General features: G+C 57.0%; 17 protein-coding genes and 1 tRNA gene. 7 read left to right on the forward strand and 11 right to left on the reverse strand.

Translation table 11 applies throughout. From position 1 onward, the window contains the following. Positions 1 to 8: 8 nt before the first annotated feature. Positions 9 to 674, forward strand: a complete 666-nt coding sequence (locus PHA01_RS22685) for a DsbA family oxidoreductase (protein WP_114430158.1) — start codon at positions 9 to 11, stop codon at positions 672 to 674. On the opposite strand, the gene mfd is transcribed toward PHA01_RS22685, so the two are convergent. Both mfd and PHA01_RS22695 read right to left on the reverse strand, forming a co-directional pair. Further along, positions 675 to 4,175, reverse strand: coding sequence for a transcription-repair coupling factor (gene mfd, locus PHA01_RS22690; RefSeq protein WP_271898601.1), 3,501 nt, complete (start codon positions 4,173 to 4,175; stop codon positions 675 to 677). It lies immediately after the preceding gene. A 7-nt stretch (positions 4,176 to 4,182) separates the two neighbouring features. Next, a complete protein-coding gene (locus tag PHA01_RS22695; RefSeq protein WP_271898602.1) occupies positions 4,183 to 4,470 on the reverse strand; it encodes an FAD assembly factor SdhE in 288 nt (95 codons plus the stop codon). A gap of 120 nt (positions 4,471 to 4,590) precedes the next feature. Here PHA01_RS22695 and recG point away from each other — a divergent pair, with 120 nt between their 5' ends. Next, positions 4,591 to 6,696 (forward strand): ATP-dependent DNA helicase RecG, encoded by a 2,106-nt coding sequence (gene recG / locus PHA01_RS22700; protein WP_271898603.1) that lies wholly within the window; start codon positions 4,591 to 4,593, stop codon positions 6,694 to 6,696. 267 nt (positions 6,697 to 6,963) lie between these two features. Here the strand turns inward: recG and PHA01_RS22705 are convergent, their stop codons facing one another. From PHA01_RS22705 to PHA01_RS22720, 4 genes are all read right to left on the reverse strand, one after another. Next, entirely contained in the window at positions 6,964 to 7,425 is a 462-nt protein-coding gene (locus PHA01_RS22705) for a cupin domain-containing protein (protein WP_271898604.1), read from the reverse strand. A gap of 52 nt (positions 7,426 to 7,477) precedes the next feature. After that, positions 7,478 to 9,301: a glutamine--fructose-6-phosphate transaminase (isomerizing) gene (glmS, locus tag PHA01_RS22710; RefSeq protein ID WP_271898605.1), complete on the reverse strand. Its 1,824-nt coding sequence runs from the start codon at positions 9,299 to 9,301 to the stop codon at positions 7,478 to 7,480. A 105-nt stretch (positions 9,302 to 9,406) separates the two neighbouring features. After that, positions 9,407 to 10,768 carry a bifunctional UDP-N-acetylglucosamine diphosphorylase/glucosamine-1-phosphate N-acetyltransferase GlmU gene (gene glmU, locus PHA01_RS22715; RefSeq protein ID WP_271898606.1) on the reverse strand — a complete coding sequence of 454 codons (1,362 nt, stop codon included), beginning with the start codon at positions 10,766 to 10,768 and terminating at the stop codon, positions 9,407 to 9,409. An 88-nt stretch (positions 10,769 to 10,856) separates the two neighbouring features. Then, complete coding sequence (locus PHA01_RS22720; RefSeq protein WP_114430164.1) at positions 10,857 to 11,603, reverse strand: cytochrome c biogenesis CcdA family protein; 747 nt, start codon at positions 11,601 to 11,603, stop codon at positions 10,857 to 10,859. 271 nt (positions 11,604 to 11,874) lie between these two features. Here PHA01_RS22720 and PHA01_RS22725 point away from each other — a divergent pair. Next, positions 11,875 to 11,950: transfer RNA gene (locus PHA01_RS22725), tRNA-Lys, on the forward strand. A gap of 982 nt (positions 11,951 to 12,932) precedes the next feature. After that, positions 12,933 to 13,532, forward strand: coding sequence for a GNAT family acetyltransferase (locus PHA01_RS22730; RefSeq protein WP_271898661.1), 600 nt, complete (start codon positions 12,933 to 12,935; stop codon positions 13,530 to 13,532). A gap of 287 nt (positions 13,533 to 13,819) precedes the next feature. On the opposite strand, the gene PHA01_RS22735 is transcribed toward PHA01_RS22730, so the two are convergent. Next, positions 13,820 to 14,704 (reverse strand): NmrA/HSCARG family protein, encoded by an 885-nt coding sequence (locus PHA01_RS22735; RefSeq protein ID WP_271898607.1) that lies wholly within the window; start codon positions 14,702 to 14,704, stop codon positions 13,820 to 13,822. Between the two features lie 99 nt (positions 14,705 to 14,803). Here PHA01_RS22735 and PHA01_RS22740 point away from each other — a divergent pair, with 99 nt between their 5' ends. Next, complete coding sequence (locus tag PHA01_RS22740; RefSeq protein WP_271898608.1) at positions 14,804 to 15,736, forward strand: LysR family transcriptional regulator; 933 nt, start codon at positions 14,804 to 14,806, stop codon at positions 15,734 to 15,736. 13 nt (positions 15,737 to 15,749) lie between these two features. Here PHA01_RS22740 and PHA01_RS22745 read toward each other — a convergent pair whose 3' ends face one another. The 4 genes from PHA01_RS22745 to PHA01_RS22760 all read right to left on the reverse strand — a co-directional run bounded on the left by PHA01_RS22745 (position 15,750) and on the right by PHA01_RS22760 (position 20,362). Continuing rightward, positions 15,750 to 16,844 (reverse strand): alcohol dehydrogenase family protein, encoded by a 1,095-nt coding sequence (locus tag PHA01_RS22745; protein ID WP_271898609.1) that lies wholly within the window; start codon positions 16,842 to 16,844, stop codon positions 15,750 to 15,752. A gap of 10 nt (positions 16,845 to 16,854) precedes the next feature. Beyond that, positions 16,855 to 18,234 carry an aspartate aminotransferase family protein gene (locus tag PHA01_RS22750; RefSeq protein WP_271898610.1) on the reverse strand — a complete coding sequence of 460 codons (1,380 nt, stop codon included), beginning with the start codon at positions 18,232 to 18,234 and terminating at the stop codon, positions 16,855 to 16,857. Between the two features lie 18 nt (positions 18,235 to 18,252). Beyond that, a complete protein-coding gene (locus PHA01_RS22755) occupies positions 18,253 to 19,746 on the reverse strand; it encodes an NAD-dependent succinate-semialdehyde dehydrogenase (RefSeq protein WP_271898611.1) in 1,494 nt (497 codons plus the stop codon). Positions 19,747 to 19,864: 118 nt separating this feature from the next. Continuing rightward, complete coding sequence (locus PHA01_RS22760) at positions 19,865 to 20,362, reverse strand: Lrp/AsnC family transcriptional regulator (RefSeq protein ID WP_271898612.1); 498 nt, start codon at positions 20,360 to 20,362, stop codon at positions 19,865 to 19,867. Positions 20,363 to 20,448: 86 nt separating this feature from the next. Between PHA01_RS22760 and ehuR the strand changes: the two genes are divergently transcribed. Both ehuR and ehuA read left to right on the forward strand, forming a co-directional pair. After that, a complete protein-coding gene (gene ehuR / locus PHA01_RS22765; RefSeq protein ID WP_271898613.1) occupies positions 20,449 to 21,834 on the forward strand; it encodes a MocR-like ectoine utilization transcription factor EhuR in 1,386 nt (461 codons plus the stop codon). 125 nt (positions 21,835 to 21,959) lie between these two features. Next, positions 21,960 to 22,757, forward strand: a complete 798-nt coding sequence (gene ehuA, locus PHA01_RS22770; protein WP_271898614.1) for an ectoine/hydroxyectoine ABC transporter ATP-binding protein EhuA — start codon at positions 21,960 to 21,962, stop codon at positions 22,755 to 22,757. Positions 22,758 to 22,763: the final 6 nt, after the last annotated feature.

Below are 22,763 nucleotides of genomic sequence, written 5' to 3' on the forward strand. Positions count from 1 at the left end.
GAATAGCCATGACCGATAAAAAGTTCACGATCGACGTGGTGTCGGATGTCGTTTGCCCCTGGTGTTTTCTCGGACGCAAGCGTTTGGAAAGCGCGCTCGCGCTCAATCCAGACCTGGACGTCATTGTGAATTGGCGACCATTTCAACTCGATCCGACGATTCCACCGCAGGGAAAAGATCGCAATCGCTACATGCAGGAAAAGTTCGGCAGTTCTGACAAGATATTCGAGATTCATCAGCAATTGACCGAGCTCGGCAAGGAAGCCGGCATTGAGTTCGACTTCGAAGCCATCGAAGTAAGCCCTAATACGCTGGACGCGCACCGCCTAATTCGTTGGGCATCTCAGGCTACGCCCAACGTTCAGGATGAGATGGTTGGTATCCTTTTCTCCTACTATTTCGAACAGGGAAAAAACATCGGCGATCACCAGATATTGCTGGAGGCCGCGCAAGAGGCCGGCATGGATGTCGCCATCGTTGCAAGCCTGTTGCCAACCGACGCCGATACTCTCGGTGTGAGGCAGGAAATCGACACCGCCAACCAGATCGGCGTGCGCGGCGTTCCCTGCTTCATCCTCGACCAGAAATACGCCGTCATGGGTGCGCAATCTGCAGAGGCTCTGGCAGATGCCATCCGCCAGGCCGCCGATGGCTTTGAGCCACGTCCTGTCTGACTATGCGGCCTCAGCGAGTTTCGCCAGCTGCGTCATGACGACCGCTGCACCGTTGAGCCGCTTTTCCGCTGTAGGCCAGTCGCGCACAAAGACGATACTCTGATCCGGCCTAATCTTCGCCATCGAACCCTGCTCGCCGATCATCTGGACCAGCGCAGCGGGATTGTTGAACGTCTTGTTGCGGAACTGGATCACAACGCCCTTGGGACCCGCATCTAGCTTGTCCACATTGGCACGGCGGCACAACGCCTTGATGTAGACGATCTTCAACAGGTGCTGAACTTCTTCCGGCAGCGGGCCAAAGCGATCGATCATTTCGGCGCCAAAGCCGTCGATGTCCTGCAGCTCCTCCAGATCGGCCAGACGGCGATAGAGGCCGAGACGCAATTGCAGATCCGGAACATAGGTTTCGGGGATCATGACGGCGGTGCCGATCGCAATCTGCGGCGACCAATGGCCGTCCTCGACTTCGCCGGTACCCTTGATCTCCGCAACCGCTTCTTCCAGCATCTGTTGATAAAGTTCGAAGCCGACCTCGCGAATATGCCCTGACTGTTCCTCCCCGAGCAGATTGCCTGCACCGCGGATATCCATGTCATGGCTTGCCAGCTGGAAACCGGCACCGAGCGTATCGAGCGATTGCAAGACCTTGAGCCGGCGTTCTGCCGTCTGCGTCAGCAGCTTGTTGGCTGGCAGCGTGAACAGCGCATAGGCACGCTGCTTCGATCGCCCGACGCGTCCGCGCAACTGATACAATTGCGACAGGCCAAACATGTCGGCACGATGGATGATCAGCGTATTTGCGGTTGGGATATCAAGTCCCGATTCAACGATCGTCGTCGACAGCAGCACGTCGTACTGCCCGTCATAGAAAGCATTCATGATGTCGTCGAGCTCACCAGGCGCCATCTGGCCATGGGCAGTCGCAACTTTCAGTTCCGGCACCTGAGCATCAAGGAACTCCTTGATGTCGCTCAAATCCGAAATGCGCGGGCAGACATAGAAACTCTGCCCGCCGCGATAACGCTCGCGCAGCAGCGTTTCGCGGATGACAAGTGCATCAAACGGTGAGACGAAGGTTCGCACAGCCATGCGATCCACAGGCGGCGTGGTAATCAAGGAAAGCTCGCGGACACCCGTCAACGCAAGTTGCAGCGTGCGCGGTATCGGCGTTGCGGACAGCGTGAGCACATGCACATCCGATTTCAGTTCTTTCAGCCGTTCCTTGTGCTTGACGCCGAAATGCTGCTCTTCGTCGATGATCAACAGGCCGAGATTCTTGAACTTGATGCCGTTTCCGAGCAGCGCATGCGTGCCGACGGCAATATCCACCTGCCCCTCTGCGATGCCCTTCTTGTTTTCAGCCAATTCCTTCGAACCCACGAGACGCGATGCTTGCACCACATTGACAGGCAGACCCTGAAAACGTTGGGTGAACGTCTTGAAGTGCTGGCGCGACAACAGCGTCGTTGGCACCACAACGGCGACCTGGACGCCATTCAGCGCCGCAACGAATGCAGCGCGCAGCGCTACTTCGGTCTTGCCGAAGCCAACATCGCCGCAAATCAGGCGGTCCATCGGCTTGCCGAGCGAAAGGTCATCGATGACTGCGTCGATGGCGCGGTCTTGATCTTCCGTCTCATCATAGGGGAATCGCGCTGCGAACTCGCCATAAAGGCCGTCTGGTGGCAGCAGGATCGGCGCGCCGCGCATCTGCCGTTCGGCGGCAATGCGAATGAGATGACCAGCAATGTCGAGCAGGCGTTTCTTCAGCTTTGCCTTGCGGGCTTGCCAGGCCCCGCCACCGAGCTTGTCCAACACGGCAGTCGAAGTTTCCGAGCCAAACCGTGACAAAAGCTCGATATTTTCTACTGGGAGGAACAGCCGGTCATCGCCGGCATAGTGCAGTTCAAGACAATCATGTGGTGCGCCGGCTGCCGTAATTGTCCTCAGGCCAATGAATCGGCCAATGCCGTGATCCACATGTACGACGATATCGCCGGCATTAAGCGCAGCAACCTCGCTGATGAAATCCCGGTCGCGCTTGCGGCGCTTGGAATGGCGGATCAGCCGGTCGCCAAGGATGTCCTGCTCCGCAACGACGACGAGTTCGCCAGCATCGAAGCCGGTTTCAAGCGACAGGATGCCCGCAGTGATTTTGTCGCGAGCCAGCGCTTTGACCGTTCTTAGGTCATCGACAAACTCGATCTTTTCGAGACCATGTTCATTCAGAACCTGCACAAGCCGGTCGCGTGTGCCTTCGCTCCATGCAGCAAGCAGCACCTTCTTGCCTGCCGCACGCTCATCGGCAATGTGCTTTACAACGCTATCGAAGACATTGGTGTCCTTGGCGGTCCTCTCTTCAACGAATGTACGGCCGCGATGGGCACCGGCATGGATAACCGCTCGCCCCGTGACGAATGGTGCGTCGAACGGCGTGAAATCGATGCGCATCCCTGAGCCCATTGCCGCCGCCTCGACCTGTTCAGGTGTCAGATACAGCGAACCCGGCTCGACCGGCTTGTAAGGGATTGTATCGCCCGGCTCTTTGCCATCGGATTGCCTCCTGCGCGCCTCGTAGTGGTCTAGCACCATCTTGTGGCGTTCAGCCATGGATTCGTGCGCGAGATGATCGAAGACCACCGGCATTTGCCCCGCATGGTCGAAAACGGTCTCGAGTTTGTCGTAGAACAGTGGCAACCAATGTTCCATGCCGGCAAAGCGCCGCCCCTCCGAGATGGACTGATAAAGCGCGTCATCGCGCGACGGTGCCCCGAATTTCAACACATACTGCGAGCGGAAATGGCTGATGAGCTCAGGCGAGAGCGTAATTTCGCTCATCGGCTGCATCGAGAATTCTTTCTTTTGGCTCGACGTTCGCTGCGATGCCGGATCAAAAGTACGGATAGTCTCTAAGGTGTCGCCAAAGAAATCCAGGCGCAGCGGCTCCTCGGCACCCGGAGCAAAGAGATCGAGAATACCGCCACGCACGGCATATTCGCCAACATCACGCACTGTTGGAACGCGCTCAAATCCATTGCTTTCAAGGCGTTGTACCAGCGCATTCATGTCGATTCGATTGCCGGGCTTCGCCATGAAAAGCTGCTCTGCGAGAACTTTGCGCGGCGGCAATTTTTGCAGAACGGCATTGGCTGTAGCCAGAATAACGCCGGGGTGCTTATGCTGGCGTAAGACTGCAAGACCGGCGAGCGCCGCCAGGCGGCGTGCAGAGGTATCGGCTCCGGGCGAGACGCGATCATAAGGGAGGCAGTCCCACGCCGGCAATTGCAGCACGCGCAAATCCGGCTGGACGAAATTCAGCACCTGTTCGATATCGGCAACGCGATTACCATCACGTGCGATGAATAGCACAGGACCACCTGCCCCGGCTTCAGCCACCACTTTCGCCAATGCAAAAGCTTCATAGCCGTCGACGACACCGTCGATGACCACATGTCCATTGACGTCAGATTTCAGTCCGAGTTTGGTAAAAGCAGTCATTTCGATTTCAGAATTTCATTCTCTGGCGGGATGTAACGACCTTCTGGAAGATCGGCGTATCGAATTCTGCGGGAACGGCAGCCTCTCCCGTGACCCACTTCAACAGGTCCCGATCGAGCGCTTCCATCAGTGCTTCATATTGGTCAAGTTCATCATTGGACAAGGTGTCGATATGGGCGTCGGCAAACTGTCCGAGGATCAAATCCATTTCACGCATACCGCGATGCCAGGAGCGAAACAGGATTTTTCGCTGTCTCGGCTGCAGATCGGCAGTGGTGCGACTGCTTCCAGTCATGAACTAGCTCCGTTTATGTATTGATGAAATGGTTCTGACGTGATTGATGCGGCTGGGTATAGCCTGCCTTGTTGCGTCTGTCAGCCTTGCAACGCACATCGAACGCGCTAAACGTTATGCATGCGTCCGTCATTGCTTGATCCCCTTTTTGCCTCCGTTCGTTCGCTTTCCGGTATAGGCCCGAAAGTGTCGGGCCTGCTGGGTACATTACTGGGCACGCAGCCGGGCGCCGAGCCACGCGTCGGCAATCTGGTCTACCTCCCGCCGAACAGCGTGATCGACCGGCGCAACCGGCCAGGGATTGCCTACGCCCCGGAAGGCGCAATCGTCACGCTGGAAGTGCGCATCGACCGCCATCAGCCATCGCCCAGTGGACGTAGCAATGTCCCATATCGTGTCTTCGCTCATGACGATACGGGGGAAATCGGGCTCACTTTCTTTCATGCAAAACAGGCCTGGCTCGAAAAAGTCATGCCGGTTGGCGAAACGGTTATCGTGTCCGGCACCATGGAGTGGTTCAATGGGCGTCCGACGATGGTTCATCCAGATCATATTGCCAGTATCGAAGATGCTTCATCGCTGCCACTGGTTGAGCCTGTTTATCCGCTGACAGCAGGACTGTCTCCAAAAGTGCTGGCACGCGGTATTCAGGAAGCGCTGGCCAAGGCACCGGATATGCCGGAATGGATCGATCCGCCAGTCCTCGAACAATATGGCCTGCCATCGCATCGCCACGCACTGCAGGTCCTGCACAATCCACTAGATCCGAGCGACATTGCTCTTGATCATCCCGCCAGGCAGCGGCTTGCCTATGACGAATTTCTCGCCGGTCAGCTGGCGCTGGCACTGGTGCGCTTGAAAACACGTCGCCTTTCCGGCCGCAAGCTCGAAGGCGACGGCCATCTCATGGCGAAAATCATCGCAGCCCTGCCCTATTCTCTAACGAATAGTCAGAGCCAGGCGATCAAGGAAATTATCGCCGATTTGCGAGAACCCGACCGGATGTTGCGCCTGCTGCAAGGCGATGTCGGCTCCGGCAAGACCGTCGTCGGGCTCCTTGCCATGGCGCATGCCGCCGAGGCTGGCGGTCAATCGGCCCTGATGGTGCCGACAGAAGTACTCGCGCGCCAGCATTTCGCCACAATCGCCCCTCTCGCCGAAAAGGCAGGGTTGCATACCGCGCTTCTCACCGGACGCGAGAAAGGCCGCGAGCGTGAGGATATCCTAGAGGGCCTGCGGACTGGCGCCATCCACATCATTGTCGGAACGCACGCGCTCTTTCAAGAGAAGGTCAGTTATCGCGACCTCGTGCTGGTTATTGTCGATGAGCAGCATCGTTTCGGTGTACATCAACGCCTGCTCCTGACCTCCAAAGGTGCCGCGCCCGACATGCTGGTCATGACCGCAACACCCATTCCGCGCACGCTGGTATTGACTGCGTTTGGTGATATGGATGTTTCGAAACTGACGGAAAAACCTGCTGGCCGCCGCCCGATCACCACCGCGATCCTGCCGATGGAACGGTTGAGCGAGCTCGTTGATCGCATGCGTACTGCAATCTCCGATGGGCAAAAAATCTATTGGATCTGCCCGCTGGTCGAGGAATCCGAACTGGTCGATCTCGTTTCGGCCGAAGAACGTTTCGAATCGCTGAAACCTCTGCTCGGTGACAGGATCGGGCTCGTCCATGGCCGCATGAGTGGACCAGAGAAAGATGCCGCCATGCTGGCATTCAAGAGCGGCGAGACACGCTTGCTGGTGGCAACCACAGTGATTGAAGTTGGCGTCGACGTTCCGGACGCGACAATCATCGTTATCGAACATGCTGAACGCTTCGGTCTCGCACAGTTGCACCAGTTGCGCGGGCGTGTCGGGCGTGGGGACAAACCCTCAACCTGTCTCCTGATCTACAAGGGGCCACTTGGCGAAGTCGCGCAGGCGCGGCTCAAGATCATGCGAGAAACTGAGGATGGTTTCAGGATCGCCGAAGAGGATCTGAAGTTGCGGGGTGAAGGCGAGTTGCTTGGCACCCGACAATCCGGAACGCCTGGTTTCCGGCTCGCGAGCATCGAAGCACATCAAGAGTTTCTGGAAATCGCCCGCAAGGACGCCCGGTATATTTTGACGCGAGATCCTGAATTGCAGAGCACGCGTGGCGAAGCGTTGCGCATCCTGCTTTATCTGTTCGAACGTGACGAAGCTGTGCGGCTGCTTCGTGCCGGTTAGAGCAAATTTTGTCTATTTAGAGCCAGTTCTGTTTCACGGATGGCGAGGAATCCGCGCGGAAGGTGGCGAGGTCGATGTGTTTCCATCGTCCGACGCCGCCTGACAAAGTGGATGTCCGCCAGCCGGAAACCCGAAGGGCCGGGTGAATTTGCTTCAAATCCTTCGGGTTTTTGCTTCGTCCGATAGAACCACATCGGCCTCGCCAAATCCCTCGACCTTGAATCAAATTCCCTCCGGCAGAACGGCTCTGAATAGGCAAAACTTGCTCTAGGTACCGGGATAGGGCCTGCCATCCTTGTGCACGAACCTGCCGTCGGCATTGGAACTCATCATGTCGATGTCGGAGCAGGTGGTAATGTCAGAGGGCGAGCGCGTCCCTACCTCGAGATAAACAGCCATCGCACCCGACTTGTTGATCATGTGATGACCATTGCCGGAGTCTATTGGAAAGGCCGCACAATCGCCGGCTCGAAGCAGCGTCTCGCCGTCATCCTCGATCAGCACCAACTCGCCTTCGAGCACATAGACGAATTCGTCTTCGGCCGAATGCCAGTGGCGCTGGCTCGACCAATTGTCCGGCGGCAAGTGCATGAGATTGACACCGAAATCAGTGAGTCTACCGAAATTACCAAGGCGCTGCCGGATGCGATCGGCGCAGGGTACATCAAATGGTGTCGGATAGCCCGAACCTCTGTGTTTCGGGACAGCGGCAGTGTCAATCTTGGGCATGGCAATTCTCGAGGTGACTGTTGTCGCTGCCCTTATAACCCGATGGGGCCAGTTATTCCACAGTCACGGACTTTGCCAGATTGCGGGGCTGATCGACGTCCGTGCCCATGAAAACTGCTGTGTGATAGGCCAGCATCTGGATCGGCAGCGTGTAAACGATTGGTGTAATGACTTCCGGCATCTCCGGCAGGAGGATCGTATGCCACGTCTTCAACGTGCTGGCCGCTGCGCCTTTCTCATCGGTGATGAGTATAATCTTGCCGCCACGCGCCGCCGCTTCCTGCATATTCGATATGGTTTTTTCGAACCAGCGGTCATGCGGAGCAATGACGATGACCGGCATGGATTCGTCAATCAATGCGATTGGCCCATGCTTCAACTCGCCGGCCGCATAACCCTCGGCGTGAATATAGGAAATTTCCTTGAGTTTCAGTGCGCCCTCAAGCGCGAGCGGATAACTCGTGCCCCGTCCCAGATAAAGTGCATGCTTGACCTGGCTGAGTTCGCGGCTGATAGCCTCGATCTGAGCTTCGAGTTTCAGCGCTTGCGTTGCATAGCGCGGAATTTCGGATAGTTCGCGCACAAGCTGGCGCTCTTCTTCGTCGCTGATGGTACCGCGCATCTTGCCGGCAGCCACAGCCAGCGATGCCAGAACGGATAGTTGGCAGGTGAAAGCCTTGGTCGAGGCAACACCGACTTCCGGACCTGCGAGCGTTGGAAATACAGTATTGGACTCGCGCGCCATCGTCGATTCCTTGACGTTGACGATGGTTCCGATCGTGAGACCCTGCTGCTTGCAATAGCGCAAGGAAGCCAGCGTATCCGCGGTTTCACCAGATTGCGAGACAAAGAGCGCAAGGCTATTTTTGGAAAGCGGCATTTCGCGATAGCGAAATTCGGATGCCACATCGATATCGACCGGAAGCCGGGCAATGTGCTCGAACCAGTACTTTCCGACCAGCCCGGCATAATAGGCCGTACCGCAGGCGGAAGCGGCGATGCGGTCTACCTTGGCGAAATCGACCGGCGCCGCACCAGGCCGTATCGTGCCCTTCGAGAAATCGAGATAATTTGCCAGCGTGTGCGAGATGACTTCCGGCTGTTCATGGATTTCCTTCTCCATGAAATGCCGGTGGTTGCCCTTGCTCACCAGAAACGCGGTGCCCGCCGATTTCTGCACGGGGCGGTCTACAACGTCGCCGCTTTCGTCATAGATGATGACGCCGTCGCGGGTCAGCACCGCCCAATCCCCATCTTCGAGATACGACAGATTATCCGTGAACGGAGCGAGAGCGATCGCATCGGAGCCCAGATACATCTCGCCTTCGCCATAGCCGACTGCGAGAGGCGGACCATTGCGGGCGGCGATCAGCAGATTGTCTTCGCCCTTGAACATGATCGCGATGGCAAAAGCGCCACGCAATTGCGGCAACGTCTGGCGAACTGCCTCGACCGGTGCAAAGCCGCGATCGAGAGCGCGCGTTACCAGATGCGCGACCGTCTCCGTATCGGTTTCCGTCTCGAAGACGTATCCATCTTTTTCGAGCATTGCGCGCAGTTCGGCAAAATTCTCGATGATGCCATTGTGGATCACCGCAAGCCGAGGCGTCGTATGCGGGTGTGCATTGCGGACCGTCGGCGCCCCGTGCGTCGCCCAACGTGTGTGACCGAGACCTATAGTGCCGCCGAGTGGATTTTCCTTCAGCAGTTTGTCGAGATTGCCAAGCTTGCCCTCGGCCCGTCGGCGATCGAGCACACCAAAATCGAGCGTCGCGACGCCCGCTGAGTCATAACCGCGGTATTCCAGCCGCTTCAGTGCATCCACAAGCAGCGGCGCGACCTGCTCACGCCCGATAATTCCAACGATCCCGCACATAAACGACTCCAATACCCCGAATAGTTTCCAGCTCTGGCCAACTCAGATTCATCGCTACAGAAAAACACTTTCTGTGTCAGAATCCCACACGAACAAAAGGCGTGCCTAGTCAGCCTTCTTGGCTAATTTCTGCGCCGCATAGCGTGCCCGCAATTGCACCGCTCGCCCCTCTTTTACCTCCTGCCGCGCCCTGCCGAATGCAAGCGCGTCCGCCGGTACATTGGCTGTGATCACACTACCGGAGGCGACATAAGCATTGTCACCAATGGAAACCGGTGCCACCAGCGAACTATTCGAGCCGATGAATACGTTGGCGCCGATCTCGGTCAAATGCTTGTTATAGCCGTCATAGTTGCAGGTAATGGCACCGGCACCGATATTCGCCGCCGGACCCACGATCGCGTCACCGATATAGGTCAGGTGGTTCACCTTCGCGCCGACCCCGACCTTCGCGTTCTTGACCTCAACGAAGTTCCCGACCTTGGATTTTGCTGCCAGATCCGCACCGGGACGAAGCCGGGCAAAAGGTCCTACATTGGCGTTTGCGCCAATCTTCGCGCCTTCAAAATAGGAGAAGGCATGGATCACGGCTCCGCTCGCGATCGAAACGCCGGGGCCAAAAATGATATTCGGTTCGAGGATCGCATCTGCTTCCACCAATGTATCATGCGCGAAGAAAACAGTTTCCGGCGCCTGCATGGTGACACCCGCCAGCATCATGTCGCGGCGCTTGCGCGTCTGCCAGACTGCCTCAGCCTCCGCGAGTTCAACGCGCGTATTGATGCCGATCACATTGTCGGGGGAAATCTCGATGGCAACGACGGATTTTCCTTCCGCGTTGGCGATCTCCACGACATCGGTGAGATAGAATTCACTGTTGGCATTGTCGTTGGTGATCTTGTCCAGTAACGCAAGCGCGCTTTGTCCGCGCAGCGCCATCAGCCCGCCATTGCAGAAGCCGATTTTCTTCTCGGCCTCACTGGCGTCCTTCTCTTCGCGGATCGCGATCAAACGGCCGTCTTGCTCGATCAGGCGGCCATAACCATTCGGCACTGCCGGCCTAAACCCCATGACCACGACATCCGCACCGTCTGCGAGCTTGGCGCGCGCCTGATCGAGAGCGGCGGTTTCGATCAGCGGCGTATCGCCAAACACAACGAGGATATCGTCATACCCGCGTGCAATGCTTTCGCGAGCTGCCAGCACGGCGTGGGCAGTTCCAAGCCGTTCTGTCTGTCCATGCACTGTCACGTTGGAAACGATCGAACGGACTGCTGCCTCGACCTGATCGCCGCCCTTGCCCACAACCAGCGCGATGTCGCGGACACCCGCGCCATGCACGGCCTTGGCGACGTGGGCGACGATGGGGAGACCCGCAATGTTGTGGAGTACTTTCGGCAGGGAGGATTTCATGCGCGTGCCCTCACCGGCAGCGAGAATAACCGTGAGGCAGGAACGTGATGTCATGTCGGACTTCCAGATCAATTTGGCTAAAGGCAATATCGTGGCTAATCATGACACGCTATTGGTTTCCAACATGGAAACTTCCGTCTGTTTAGCCGAGTTGACCGAGGATGGGAAATGTTTCGAGAAGCCAGAACGAGAATGTCTGCAAGCCGCCTGTCAGAAACAGGATACCGGTCAGTACCAGCAGGCCGCCCATCAGCTTTTCCACCTTGCCAAGATGCATGCGGAATCGCGCTAGAAAGCGCATGAACATCCCGGAAAACAACGCGGCGACGATGAAGGGAATGCCGAGGCCGAGCGAATAGACTGCGAGGAGCAGCGCACCGTCGGCAACGGTGTCACGGGCTCCGGCCAGCGCCAGTATGGGGCCGAGTACCGGCCCGATGCATGGCGTCCATCCGAATGCAAAGGCCAGCCCCATGACATAGGCAGCGAACGGGTTGGCGGGCGCTCCCTGGGTCTGGAACCTTGCCTCCCGCGAGAGAAATGCAAGGCGGAATACGCCGAGAAAATTCAACCCCATGAGAATGATGACGATGCCTGCGGCGATGGCGATTTCCTGTTGCCACATGCGCAGGAAGCCGCCGATGGTCGATGCGCCAGCACCGAGCAGTACAAAAACGGTCGAAAAGCCGAGAACAAAACAGAAGGATGACAGAAGTAGCGCCTGCCGGACCGGCGAGATTCGCGCCGCTGCTTTATCAGAGCGGAAATCCTCAACCGTCACACCGGCCATATAACAGAGATAGGGCGGGACGAGTGGCAGGACGCAAGGAGAAAGGAAAGACAGAGCGCCGGCGCCGGCAGCAGTCAGGTATGAAACATCAAGCGCCATCCGCGCTCCTTCACTGGCATTTTACTTGTCGCGGTGGATTAAGCCGAATCTCCTTGAAATTCCAATCACCTTTTCGCCAGTTTGGCAGCAAAGCCTATCCCGTTTATATTCTTTTCTGTCCAGCTGGGGGTGCTTTCGGCCAAAAATTACAAGAACAGCTGAAAACAAGGCTTTTTGTTGCGAAAACCTTGCACATTAGTTGTTGACCGATTGGCAAGTCGCACCTATGTTCCGCCGCACTTCCCGAGGCCACCGAGCTGGCTTCGTTTGGGAGCGCGTAGCTCAGCCGGTAGAGCAACTGACTTTTAATCAGTAGGTCCGGGGTTCGAACCCCCGCGCGCTCACCAAGGTTTCAAAGAAATCAGCCATTTACGTTCGAACAATCAATGCAGAAGCGGTTCAGTTTTGCTGACGGCGTCCTAGGGTTTGCATGCCGGTGCAATTGGCCGACAGGGGGGGCTAGTGGAAAAGGCTGGAGCGCCTATCGCAAGGGTGGCATGGTGGGGCGGCTCCAGCCCTGCTTGCCGGGGAAGGTTTGACGTTTTCCCTGTAAAGCAGGATAGACCTTACAAACTAAGCCTGAAAAACCCAGTCGGCCATTTTACTTAATGGAAAACCCTCAATTTTCGAATTTTTCTACCCATAGCGGGCAAAAAAAGAGGCCGGGCGACACAAACACCGTTGGGGGTGCGTAGTCAGCTCCGACCTTGGGGTGCCGCCTTAAAGGGCATTGGGGGCATTAAGTTCAAGGCAGCACAGCAGTGTTACCCGGTCGAGTGCTAAGGTCCAATCACGCTTTTCCTGCGTCTGACACAAAAAGGGAGAAGAGAAGGCGTTTTGAGCCCCCGTTCTTCCCCCGAGATAGGACGGTTGAAAAATTTGACATGTCATCACAACCGGCGCGGCAATTTACACCGGTTTCGGGCATTTTGCTAATGAGAGTTAATAGCACAACGGCTTTTGGATTTCATTGCCGGACTGGCTATGCTGGGACTCGCGGTCCAGCTGCACTATGCCAAGGCGGCTGGTGATTGCCGCGTCATAGGACGGCGAGCACGTGTTTCCGTCTCTACAGGTGCCGCGTTTATTCATGGCTCCTGCCAGTTCGGGGCGAAGTCCATCGCCGCGCAGCGCAGCAATCATGTGCATAGCAGTTAACAGATGTTCCCTGGGTTCAATTCCAGCGAGCATATGCCCCACTGTTTCACTCACCGAATCGTTGTGCCACCCGATTCCTGCGCAAGCTGGCCGGTAACAAGCAGAAAGACTAGCTGATCTGCAACTTATATGGTGCAATGATCGAGGTTTGCCGAGGACACAAACTTGGCAATGCATCAAAATGACCTGCCGCGTTACAGCGATCCCAAAAGAACGAGATATCTAGAAGGAAATTTCAGGGGAACTGAAGGAATGATCTTCGACAGAGTTACCCGAATTGCATTCGCAGTCGCCAGCACGTTTCTCATGTTGCTGGCTTTCGGTTTGATCGCTTACGCAGCCTATGAAGTTGTGAGCGATTTGCTGACATACAGTGCCGACATCGGCACGACCCTGCTTGAAGCAGTGGGCTATACCGTCATTGCCATCGCGGTGTTCGATGTCGGCAAATACCTGTTGGAAGAAGAGGCAATTCGCGCCCGTGAGATGCGTAGAGCCGACGAGGCACGCAGGAGTTTGACAAAATTCATCTCGACGATTGCCATCGCAGTGTTTCTCGAAGGGTTGGTCGCGGTATTCGAGGCTGGGAAAAAAGACGTCCCCATGATGATTTACCCTACCCTCCTGCTGCTCACAGGCGTTTTGTTGGTCGTTGGATTGGGCATTTATCAAAGATTGAGTGCGTCGGTGGAAAATGAAATATCTGACAAGGATACACCACAGACGACACGGAGCAGACGCTCTCCTTCCACCAGCAAACAAGTGAAATGATGCCTGAAACTCCTGAGAAACCGGAAATAGAAGCTAGTTGGGCGGACAAATCCAAAGACGCGCGTGTCACGTCACATTTGGGAGATCATCTTGTTGGCAAGCTTATCTTGATCGCTGCTTTCATGATCTTTCTGTTTCTCATACTGCATTTTGACCCGGTCCTTTCGCGAAAATTCTAGATGTCGAAATGGATCCACTGTGGGAATGGGTCGGAAGCGGACCACCAATTTTGCGATTGCTGATCCGCTTCCGCCCGGGTTTCATCGCTCGGGGATGTCTGCAACAGCTCAGGTAGAAGCCGTCTGTTCAAGAATACTCCAGTCAAACTTGCGCGCCCAGTCGGCGAAACTGTGCCAGCTGACTTCCGGGAAATCCCGCTGCAAGGCGGTGATATCGACATCATAGCCGACGCGGTCGAACCATTCGAACATGAGTGCCACATCCTCACTTTGCTGGCGAGCCGCGGCGAGCGGGATTTCCTGATAGTTGATCGGGCGGCCGATGGCTTGCGACAGGATTTTCACCTGCTCTTCGCCGGACAACTCATCCCCGGCGAAATCGAAACGCCTGCCGAACACTTGCTCGCGTCTCTCAACCAGCGCGGCGACGAAGGCCCCGATGTCCGCCGCGGCTACCAGTTGAAGGACGCGTTTGGGGGGCATCGCGAAAGCATGCGTGCCTTGGCGCAGCGCGGCAATCGACCACGGCGCGACGATATTCTCCATGAAGGCGACCGGCGCGCTGATTGTGTAGGAGATGCCAAGGCCGGCGACATGTTTTTCGACAAGGTATTTGCTTTCGAAATGCGGGATACCGGTCTTCTTGTCGGCATCGGCGACGGACGAATAGATCAAATGCCCGACGCCGGCAACCTTCGCGGCGTCGGCGGCAAGGATCCCCTGGCGGGTTTCCGCCTCCACCCCGGCCTCGTAGCTGTTGCCCATCAAGAACATCGTATCGACGTCATTTGCAGCCTTCAAAACGGATGTCGCGTCACCGAGATCGCCGGCCACGACCTCAGCACCTGCCGACGCCAGTCGCCTTGCGGTATCGCTGTCCGGCTTGCGCGTAAGTGCTTTGACGTGATGTCCTCTCGATAGCAATGCGTGCGCAACCGCGCCGCCTTGCTGACCCGTTGCGCCGGTGACCAGTACATTTCGTTTGGTAGTCATATCTCTGCTCCTTTTGTTTCCAATGGAGCTAAGTTAGGACCTGTCGCATTAAACCATAATGGTCTATAATTGGAAAACATCGTCCCAAATTTGGATACAATGCTGGATCTCAACGATATTGTGGTGTTCGCTCGTGTCATCGAAGCTGGCAGCTTCACCGCCGCCGCACGGCTGCTGGGAATGCCCAAGACGACGGTCAGCCGCCGCATTGCCGCGCTTGAGCGCGAGGTCGGCGTTCGCCTGCTTCAGCGCACGACACGCAGCCTCAACGTGACGGATGCCGGACGTCTCTACTATGAACAGAGTAGCCAGGCGCTGCGGACAATTGAAGATGCGAATCTACAGCTCGCCGAGGCGAGGGCAGAGCCTTCGGGCATAATCCGGATATCAGCTCCGGTCGGCTTTGGTGGTCACTTTCTATCCAGCGCGATTTTCGATTTTCTGGCGACATATCCGAAAACCAAAGTCGAGTTGTGCCTGACCGACGACACGCTCAATCTGGTCGGGAACGGTATAGACCTCGCATTCCGCACCGGGATCCTTCCAGACTCCACACTGATCGCCCGTAAACTCGGCTCCACGCACAGAATTCTGTGCGCCAGCCGAAACTACCTCGCCCGTCATGGCGTGCCATTAGTGCCGGCGGACCTCGCGCGCCACCACTGCGTCATCGCCGGCCCTTCGATAGCGAATCTGCACTGGGTATTGGAAGGCTTGCATGGGCAGGAAACGGTCACTGTTTCTGGGCGCTTTGCCGCCAACGAAATGCAGGCCGTAACTGCTGCTGCGATCGCCGACTACGGCATCGCGCAATTGCCCTACCAGGTGGCCGAAGTGTTTATCAAGGATGGGCGGTTGCGCCGTGTTCTCGACGATTACACGACTCCGATCGGAGGCCTCTATGTTGTGTACCCGAGCAGCCGACACCTATCGCCCCTGGTAAAGGCATTCATCGAGCTTGCAGCGGAGCGATGGAACGCCGCCCGCGAGAATTATGGAGCTGTGGTCGAATCGAACCAAAGCAGGCGGTAAAGTCGGTCCACTCCTACACTTGCGGGAATTTCGAATCCGGCACCACAACCAGTTTCCCGACAAATCCCTTTGCCATGAAATCGGTCTGCGCTTTGTGAAACTCGGACAAGCGATAGACGCCGCCAACGAGCGGCTTGATCTTGCCTTCCTCTATGTAGCGCACGATACGGCGAAAATCACCGCGGGTGCCCTGCGATGATCCATGCAGAGCGAGCTGCTTGAGGTACATGGTACGCAGGTCCAGCTGCACGACCGGTCCACCGATCGCTCCCGCTGTGGTATAGCGGCCCTCAGCGCGCAGGATGCGCAGAAGATCATTGAACATCGCACCGCCGACGAGATCGGCAACGACATCGATGGGCTTTCCGCCCGTTGCATCATTGACGGCCGCAACGAGATCTTGCGTGCCTCGCGTGATGACGGCCTCGGCGCCGAGATCGAGTAGTGCCTGTTCTTTTCCAGGTCCGACGAGTGCATAGGGAATTGCGCCACGTGCCCGCGCGAGCTGGACAATGCCGGAACCGACACCGCCGGACGCGCCGGTGACAAGTATGCGTTCGCCACGTTTGAGCCCTGCCCGCTCCAGCATCTGTTCGCCGGTCAGATAAGCACAGCAAAACGTCGCCAGCTCGATATCGCTCATATCCGTATTCACGACATGAGCGTTCTCGGCAGGCACCGCGACGTATTCCGCGTAGCCGCCATCGCGGCCGTGGCCAATATAATCGATATCCGCAAGGCTATCGTCTTCACGATTATAGATGGAGAAGTCCACCATGACGCGCTGGCCAACGCGGTCCCGCGGGACGCCCTCGCCGACAGCCGCTACATTTCCGACAATGTCGGTTCCCTGAACACGCGGAAAGGTCAGCGTCGGCTCTTGTCTGCGCCAGGTGGAAACGGCGCCGGCATCCTCCTCGGTGCCGTAAGCACCTTCGCGCACCCATACATCCGTATTGTTCATGCCACATGCCGTGACCGAAATCAGCACTTCGCCCGCGGCCGGCGTTGGAACTGGTGCCTGCGTGTTGTAGACCAGCTTGTCGAGACCACCATGACCGATGAGTTGAACCGCGGCCATGGTTTTTGGAAACTTCTCATGCTTCATCGTTGCTACCTCAGAGTGTCTTGGCTACTGACTCGACAGCGTCGGCCGCGGCTTTGACGACGATATCCGCTTCGTCCCGTGTCAGGCAAAGCGGCGGCGCGAAGCCAAGAATATCGCCCTGCGGCATGGCGCGGCCGATGACGCCACGTTCAGCCAGTGCCGTTGCGATGCGTGGTCCAACTTTCAATGCCGGATCGAAGAACTTGCGGTCGTCCTTGTCCGCAACAAACTCCACAGCTGCCAGCATGCCGTCACCACGAACCTCGCCGACGATAGGGTGATCAGCCAGCGCTTGCGTCAACTGGCTCCGGAAATAAGCCCCTGTCTCACCTGCATTGGTCACGAGATCGAGCTTGTCGATCAATTCGAGGTTGGCAACCCCGGCAGCCGTGCAGATCGGGTGTGCCGAATAGGTCCAGCCATGTCCAAGCGCACCCAGCATATCCGAGCCTTGCACCAGCACCTGCCAGACCTTGTCGGAAACGATGACGCCAGACAGCGGCGCATAGGCGGAGGTTAAACCCTTGGCGATGGTGATCAGGTCTGGTTTGATACCGTAGTGATCGGAACCGAACATGGTGCCCAGACGGCCAAAGCCCGTCACGACCTCATCGGCGATCAACAGGATGTCGTATTTATTAAGGACGGCCTGGATTTTTTGCCAATACTGCGCCGGCGGCGGGACAATACCGCCCGTGCCGAGGATCGGTTCGCCAATGAATGCGGCCACGGTTTCTGGACCTTCGGCGAGGATCATCTCCTCAAGCTTGTCGGCGCAATGCTGGGAGAATTGCTCCTCGGTCATCGAACGGTCTTCGCGGCGGAAATAATAAGGCGCTTCGGTGTGCAAGATTGGCGCGCGCGGCAAATCGAAGGCGTTGTGGAAGAGTTCGAGGCCTGTCAAACTTCCAGTCATGACGCCAGAGCCATGATAGCCGCGCCAGCGCGAGATGATCTTCTTCTTCTCCGGACGTCCAAGCACATTGTTGTAGTACCAGACGAGCTTGATGTTGGTCTCGTTCGCGTCCGAGCCTGACAGACCGAAATAGACGCGGCTCATGCCTTCCGGCGCGCGGTCAATGATCATCTTGGCCAATGTGATCGACGCATCCGTGCCATGCCCGACATAGGCGTGATAATAAGCGAGCTCCTTGGCCTGCTTGGCAATCGCGTCGGCGATCTCCGTCCGCCCATAGCCCACATTGACGCAATAAAGCCCGGCAAACGCATCGATGCTGGTCCGTCCTGTGCTGTCAGTGATGTGAACGCCCTCACCGCCCCTGATAACCCGAGTCGGCGTTTCGCCACGCGCATGTGTGCCCATATGCGTCGAGGGGTGGAAAAAATGGTCTCTGTCCCAGGCGTTCAGTTCGTTAGAGCGGTCAAGCATGATGATTTCCTTTAAAATTCAGTGCGTATCAATGCAGAGATATTTGAGTTCGGTGAAAGCCTCGATCCCATGCCGCGAGCCCTCGCGGCCAAGACCTGACTGTTTGATGCCGCCGAATGGAATCGGCGCGCCGGTGATTTTCACGCGATTGATCGCGACCATGCCGTATTCGAGTTTGCGTCCAAGACGCAGCATTCGCGCTCCATCCTTCGTGACGGCATAGGCGACAAGGCCGTATTCCGTGGCATTGGCCCGCGCGATGACCTCGTCTTCGGTATCGAACGAGGTGATCGCCGCGACAGGGCCAAACGTTTCCTCTTGCATGATCAGCGCATTGTCGGAGACGTTGGTCAGAAGCGTCGGCTCGTAAAAGAATGAACCGGCCTGATGGCGTTTACCACCAACGAGGCAATTCGCCCCGCGTGCCAGGGCATCAGCGACTTGTTCTTCCACCTTCTGCACCGCTCGCTCGTGCATCAACGGCCCGATATCACTGCCTTCGGTCAACCCAGACGCGACTTTGAGCTCTCCGATTCGCTTGGCAAGCGCATTGGCAAAAGCATCATGAATGGAGCGCTCGACATATATGCGGTTGGCCGCAAGGCAATCCTGACCAGACGTTGCAAATTTTGCATCGACGGCGATATCAACCGCCCGATCGATATCGGCGTCCGCGAAAATGATCAACGGCGCATGGCCGCCAAGCTCCATGATAAGGTTTTTCATCGTCGGAGCGCATTGGGCGGCGATTAAACGACCGACTTCCGTCGAGCCAGTGAAACTCAAAGCGCGAACGCGCGAATCTTCGCAAAGACGACCGACAATGGTGGCTGCGTCGCCTGTAACGATGTTGAAAACACCGCCCGGAATACCTGCACGGTCGGCAAGTTCGGCCAATGCCAGCGCCGATAGTGGCGTTTCAGACGATGGATGCGCAACGATCGTGCACCCGGCCGCCAACGCCGCCGCAGCTTTTCTCGTCAGCATCGCCGACGGAAAGTTCCACGGTGTGACGACGCCGACAACGCCCAAAGCCTCGCGCCGGACAATCATTTCGGCATGCGGCAGATGACTGGTAATGCTCTCGGCGTTGAGCCGTTTGGCTTCTTCCGCATACCATTCGGTGAAGGATGCAGCATAGTCGATTTCGCCGCGGGATTCGGCCAGCGGCTTGCCCTGCTCCAGCGTCATGATCAAAGCGAGATCATCCTTGGCTTCGAGAATGAGTTCATACCAGCGACGCAGCTTGGCTGTACGCTCTTGCGGCAACAGATCTCGCCACGCTGGGAATGCCTTCGCCGCGGCATCGATTGCAATTGTCGTTTGATCGGCATTGAGTTTCGAAACCCAACCGATTTTGGCGCCGGACGCCGGGTCGGTGACCTCGAACGTCTGACCTGCATCGCCGGCCGTCCAATGGCCGTCGACATAAGCCAATTCGCGCAGCATGCGGCGGTCGCGCAGGCCATCGAGGGCCGGATGGCGGTCTGGTCGTGCGAAATGGGCAGACATGCAGTTCTCCCGAAAATGTTCGGTACGAGACTCGCATGAAGATGAAGAGAGAGAGGCTGTTTCCCGTTGCTATCCAAGAGAGATTGTCTGCATCGGGCCAGGAATGAAGAGAGATTGACTAGTTCGGTTCGGATGCCGTCACGAGGTCTGCGACAGGCAGAATAACGTCATCCTTGACCGTCTTGGTAACGATATAGGTGAAATAGCGGTCTATCCCGATTTCGCGCTGCAAGAGCCCATCCACCAAACGCTGATAGGCATCGATGTCCCGCGCCATGACCTTCAACACATAATCCACGCCGCCGCCGACTGACCAGCACGCTACAACCTCCGGTATGGTCTTGATAGCCCGTTCGAACCGGTCGAAATCCGCCTGACGATGCGCTCCAAGGGTCACTTCCATCAGTACAGTTGTTACCGGCGTCACCAGCCGCAGAGCAATACGAGCATGATAACCGGTGATAACTCCGGCTTTCTCCAACCGGCGCAGACGCGTCCAGCACGGCGTTGGCGAGATGCCGACGCGTTCGGCCAACGCAAGTTTGGTAATTCGGCCCTCGCGCTGAATCTCGTCAAGGATGCGAATATCGATCGGATCAAGCTTGAGTGGTGTCATGTCCCGCCTGTTTAAAATTAATCCAATAACCATGACGTTGTGATTTTTCGATTGTCAATTGCACTGACTTGGATCACTTATAAATCATGACATTTTGGCGCCCCGATCCGACAACCCTCCGCCGCCCGGCCTACCTCTCGCTGGCCGAACAGATTGCACGTGCCATCGCCGATGGCAAACTCGAGAGCGGGGCGCGCCTGCAAACCCACCGGCAAATGGCTGACGACTTGCACCTCTCAGTGCAAACCGTGAGCCGCGCCTATGAAGAATTGATCCGGCGCAATCTTATTTCCGGTGAAACCGGACGCGGTACGTTCGTCCGCTCGCTGCGCCGCGAGCCGGATCCGCCCTATCTGCCGGAACGGCTCGGCGAGGTCATTGATCTCTCGATTCTGAAACCGATCTGCGAGCCCATGCACCTGGATCGCATGAAAAAGGCGCTGGGCTGGCTCGCCGAGAACCTGCCAGCGAGCTCGGCACTCTCCTTCCGCCCCAATGTGGTGTTTCCACGCCATCGTGCTGTTGCGGTGGAATGGCTGCGCACCTGCGGACTTGATGTGCCCGCTTCGAATATCAGCCTGACCAACGGCGCGACTGCCGCCATGAGCGTGGCGCTGATGAGTGCCGCCCCCCCCGGTTCGAAGGTCGCGACCGAAGGCATTGGCCATCACACGCTGACACCACTCGCTTCCTATCTTGGTCTAACCCTCGAGGGTCTGGCGATAGACGATCAAGGGATTGTTCCGGAGGCACTGGACGCTTGCTGCCGTGAGAGCGGTATTCGGGCGGTTTTCGTGCAACCATCGGTGATCAATCCAACCGCCACGCTGATGGGCATCGAGCGGCGCGCCGCCATTGTCGAGGTAGCACGCCGACATGACATTGCGATCATCGAAAGCGACATGCTGGGTCCACTTATCGAGAACCGCCCTCCGCCGATCGCGGCGCTGGCGCCGGAGCGGACGCTCTATTTCACCAGCTTCACAAAGATCGTCGTGCCGGGATTACGCATCGGCTATCTGGTCGCGCCGGATCGTTACGTGGCTGCCGTCGCCAATCGTCATCTTGTATCGAACTGGATGGCAACGCCGATCGTCGCCGAGATCGCAACACGCTGGGTTTCGGACGGTACCGCGCTCGAATTGGTGAATTGGCAACGCGAAGCGCTCCGTACGAGGCACGCCACAGCAACAGAAGTCCTGTCCGGCATTCCGTTTCTGTCGCATCCGCAAAGCCTTCACATCTGGTTGCCGCTGACGGGGGAACGAACCGAGGAGGCCTTTGTCGCCCATGCTAGACTGCAAGGTGTGGCTATCGCCACGGGCGCCTCGTTTCGCATATCAAACCATCCCTGGCATCCGGCCGTGCGTATTTCGCTCGGATCGACAACAGAAGCGGAACTGCGTTCCGGCCTCGGAGTCGTTGCCAATTTGCTGCGTGGAGATCTCGAACATCTGTTGCTCGCGATTTAATCGCCTCGCCTCAAAATTCAGCACGATCATCTATATTGTCATGATTTAATTTTTATAATTGACATGATTTCATAAGTCTCCCATCGTTAAGGGCATGAGGCTGTCTCAACCAGAAGGAGACATGCATGCCCCCAACGAATACCGCGCCGATCATCGAGATCAACGGCATCAACAAGAGCTTCGGCGCGTTCAAAGTCCTGAACGACCTGTCGTTTAGCGTTGCGCCGCGCGAAAAGCTTGCTTTGATCGGTCCATCCGGGTCTGGCAAGACGACGATCCTGCGCATTCTGATGACGCTGGAAGGCATCGACAGCGGTGAGATCCTTGTCGATGGAGACAGTCTCTATCAGATGAAGCGCAACGGCAAGTTGCAACCAGCCGACGATGCTCATCTGCACAAAATGCGCGAAAAGATTGGCATGGTCTTTCAGCTATTCAATCTCTTCCCGCACAAATGCGTTCTCGACAACGTCACGCTCGCTCCGATGTTGACAAAAGGTGTGTCGCGCAAGGATGCAGACCATCACGCCATGGAATTGCTCGATATGGTCGGTCTTGCCGACAAGGCTAAGTCCATGCCCTCGCAATTGTCCGGTGGCCAGAAGCAGCGCGTCGCCATTGCCCGCGCACTCGCACTCAAGCCGAAAATCATGCTCTTCGACGAGGTCACGTCCGCGCTCGACCCTGAATTGGTCGAGGAAGTGCTCAATGTTCTCTGGAAGCTTTGCCGGGAAACCGACATGACGATGCTTCTCGTGACTCATGAAATGGGCTTTGCCCACGACTTCGCCGATCGCGTTCTGTTCTTCGATCGTGGACGCATAGTCGAGGACGGCAAACCCGACGAAATCTTCCGCCATCCCAAACAGGAAAGGACGCAGGCCTTCCTGAAGAAGATCATCGCCGCCGGTCACCGCGTCTGAAGACGG

The sequence above is a fragment of the Candidatus Phyllobacterium onerii genome, assembly GCF_028331445.1.
Classification (GTDB): Bacteria; Pseudomonadota; Alphaproteobacteria; order Rhizobiales; family Rhizobiaceae; genus Phyllobacterium; species Phyllobacterium onerii.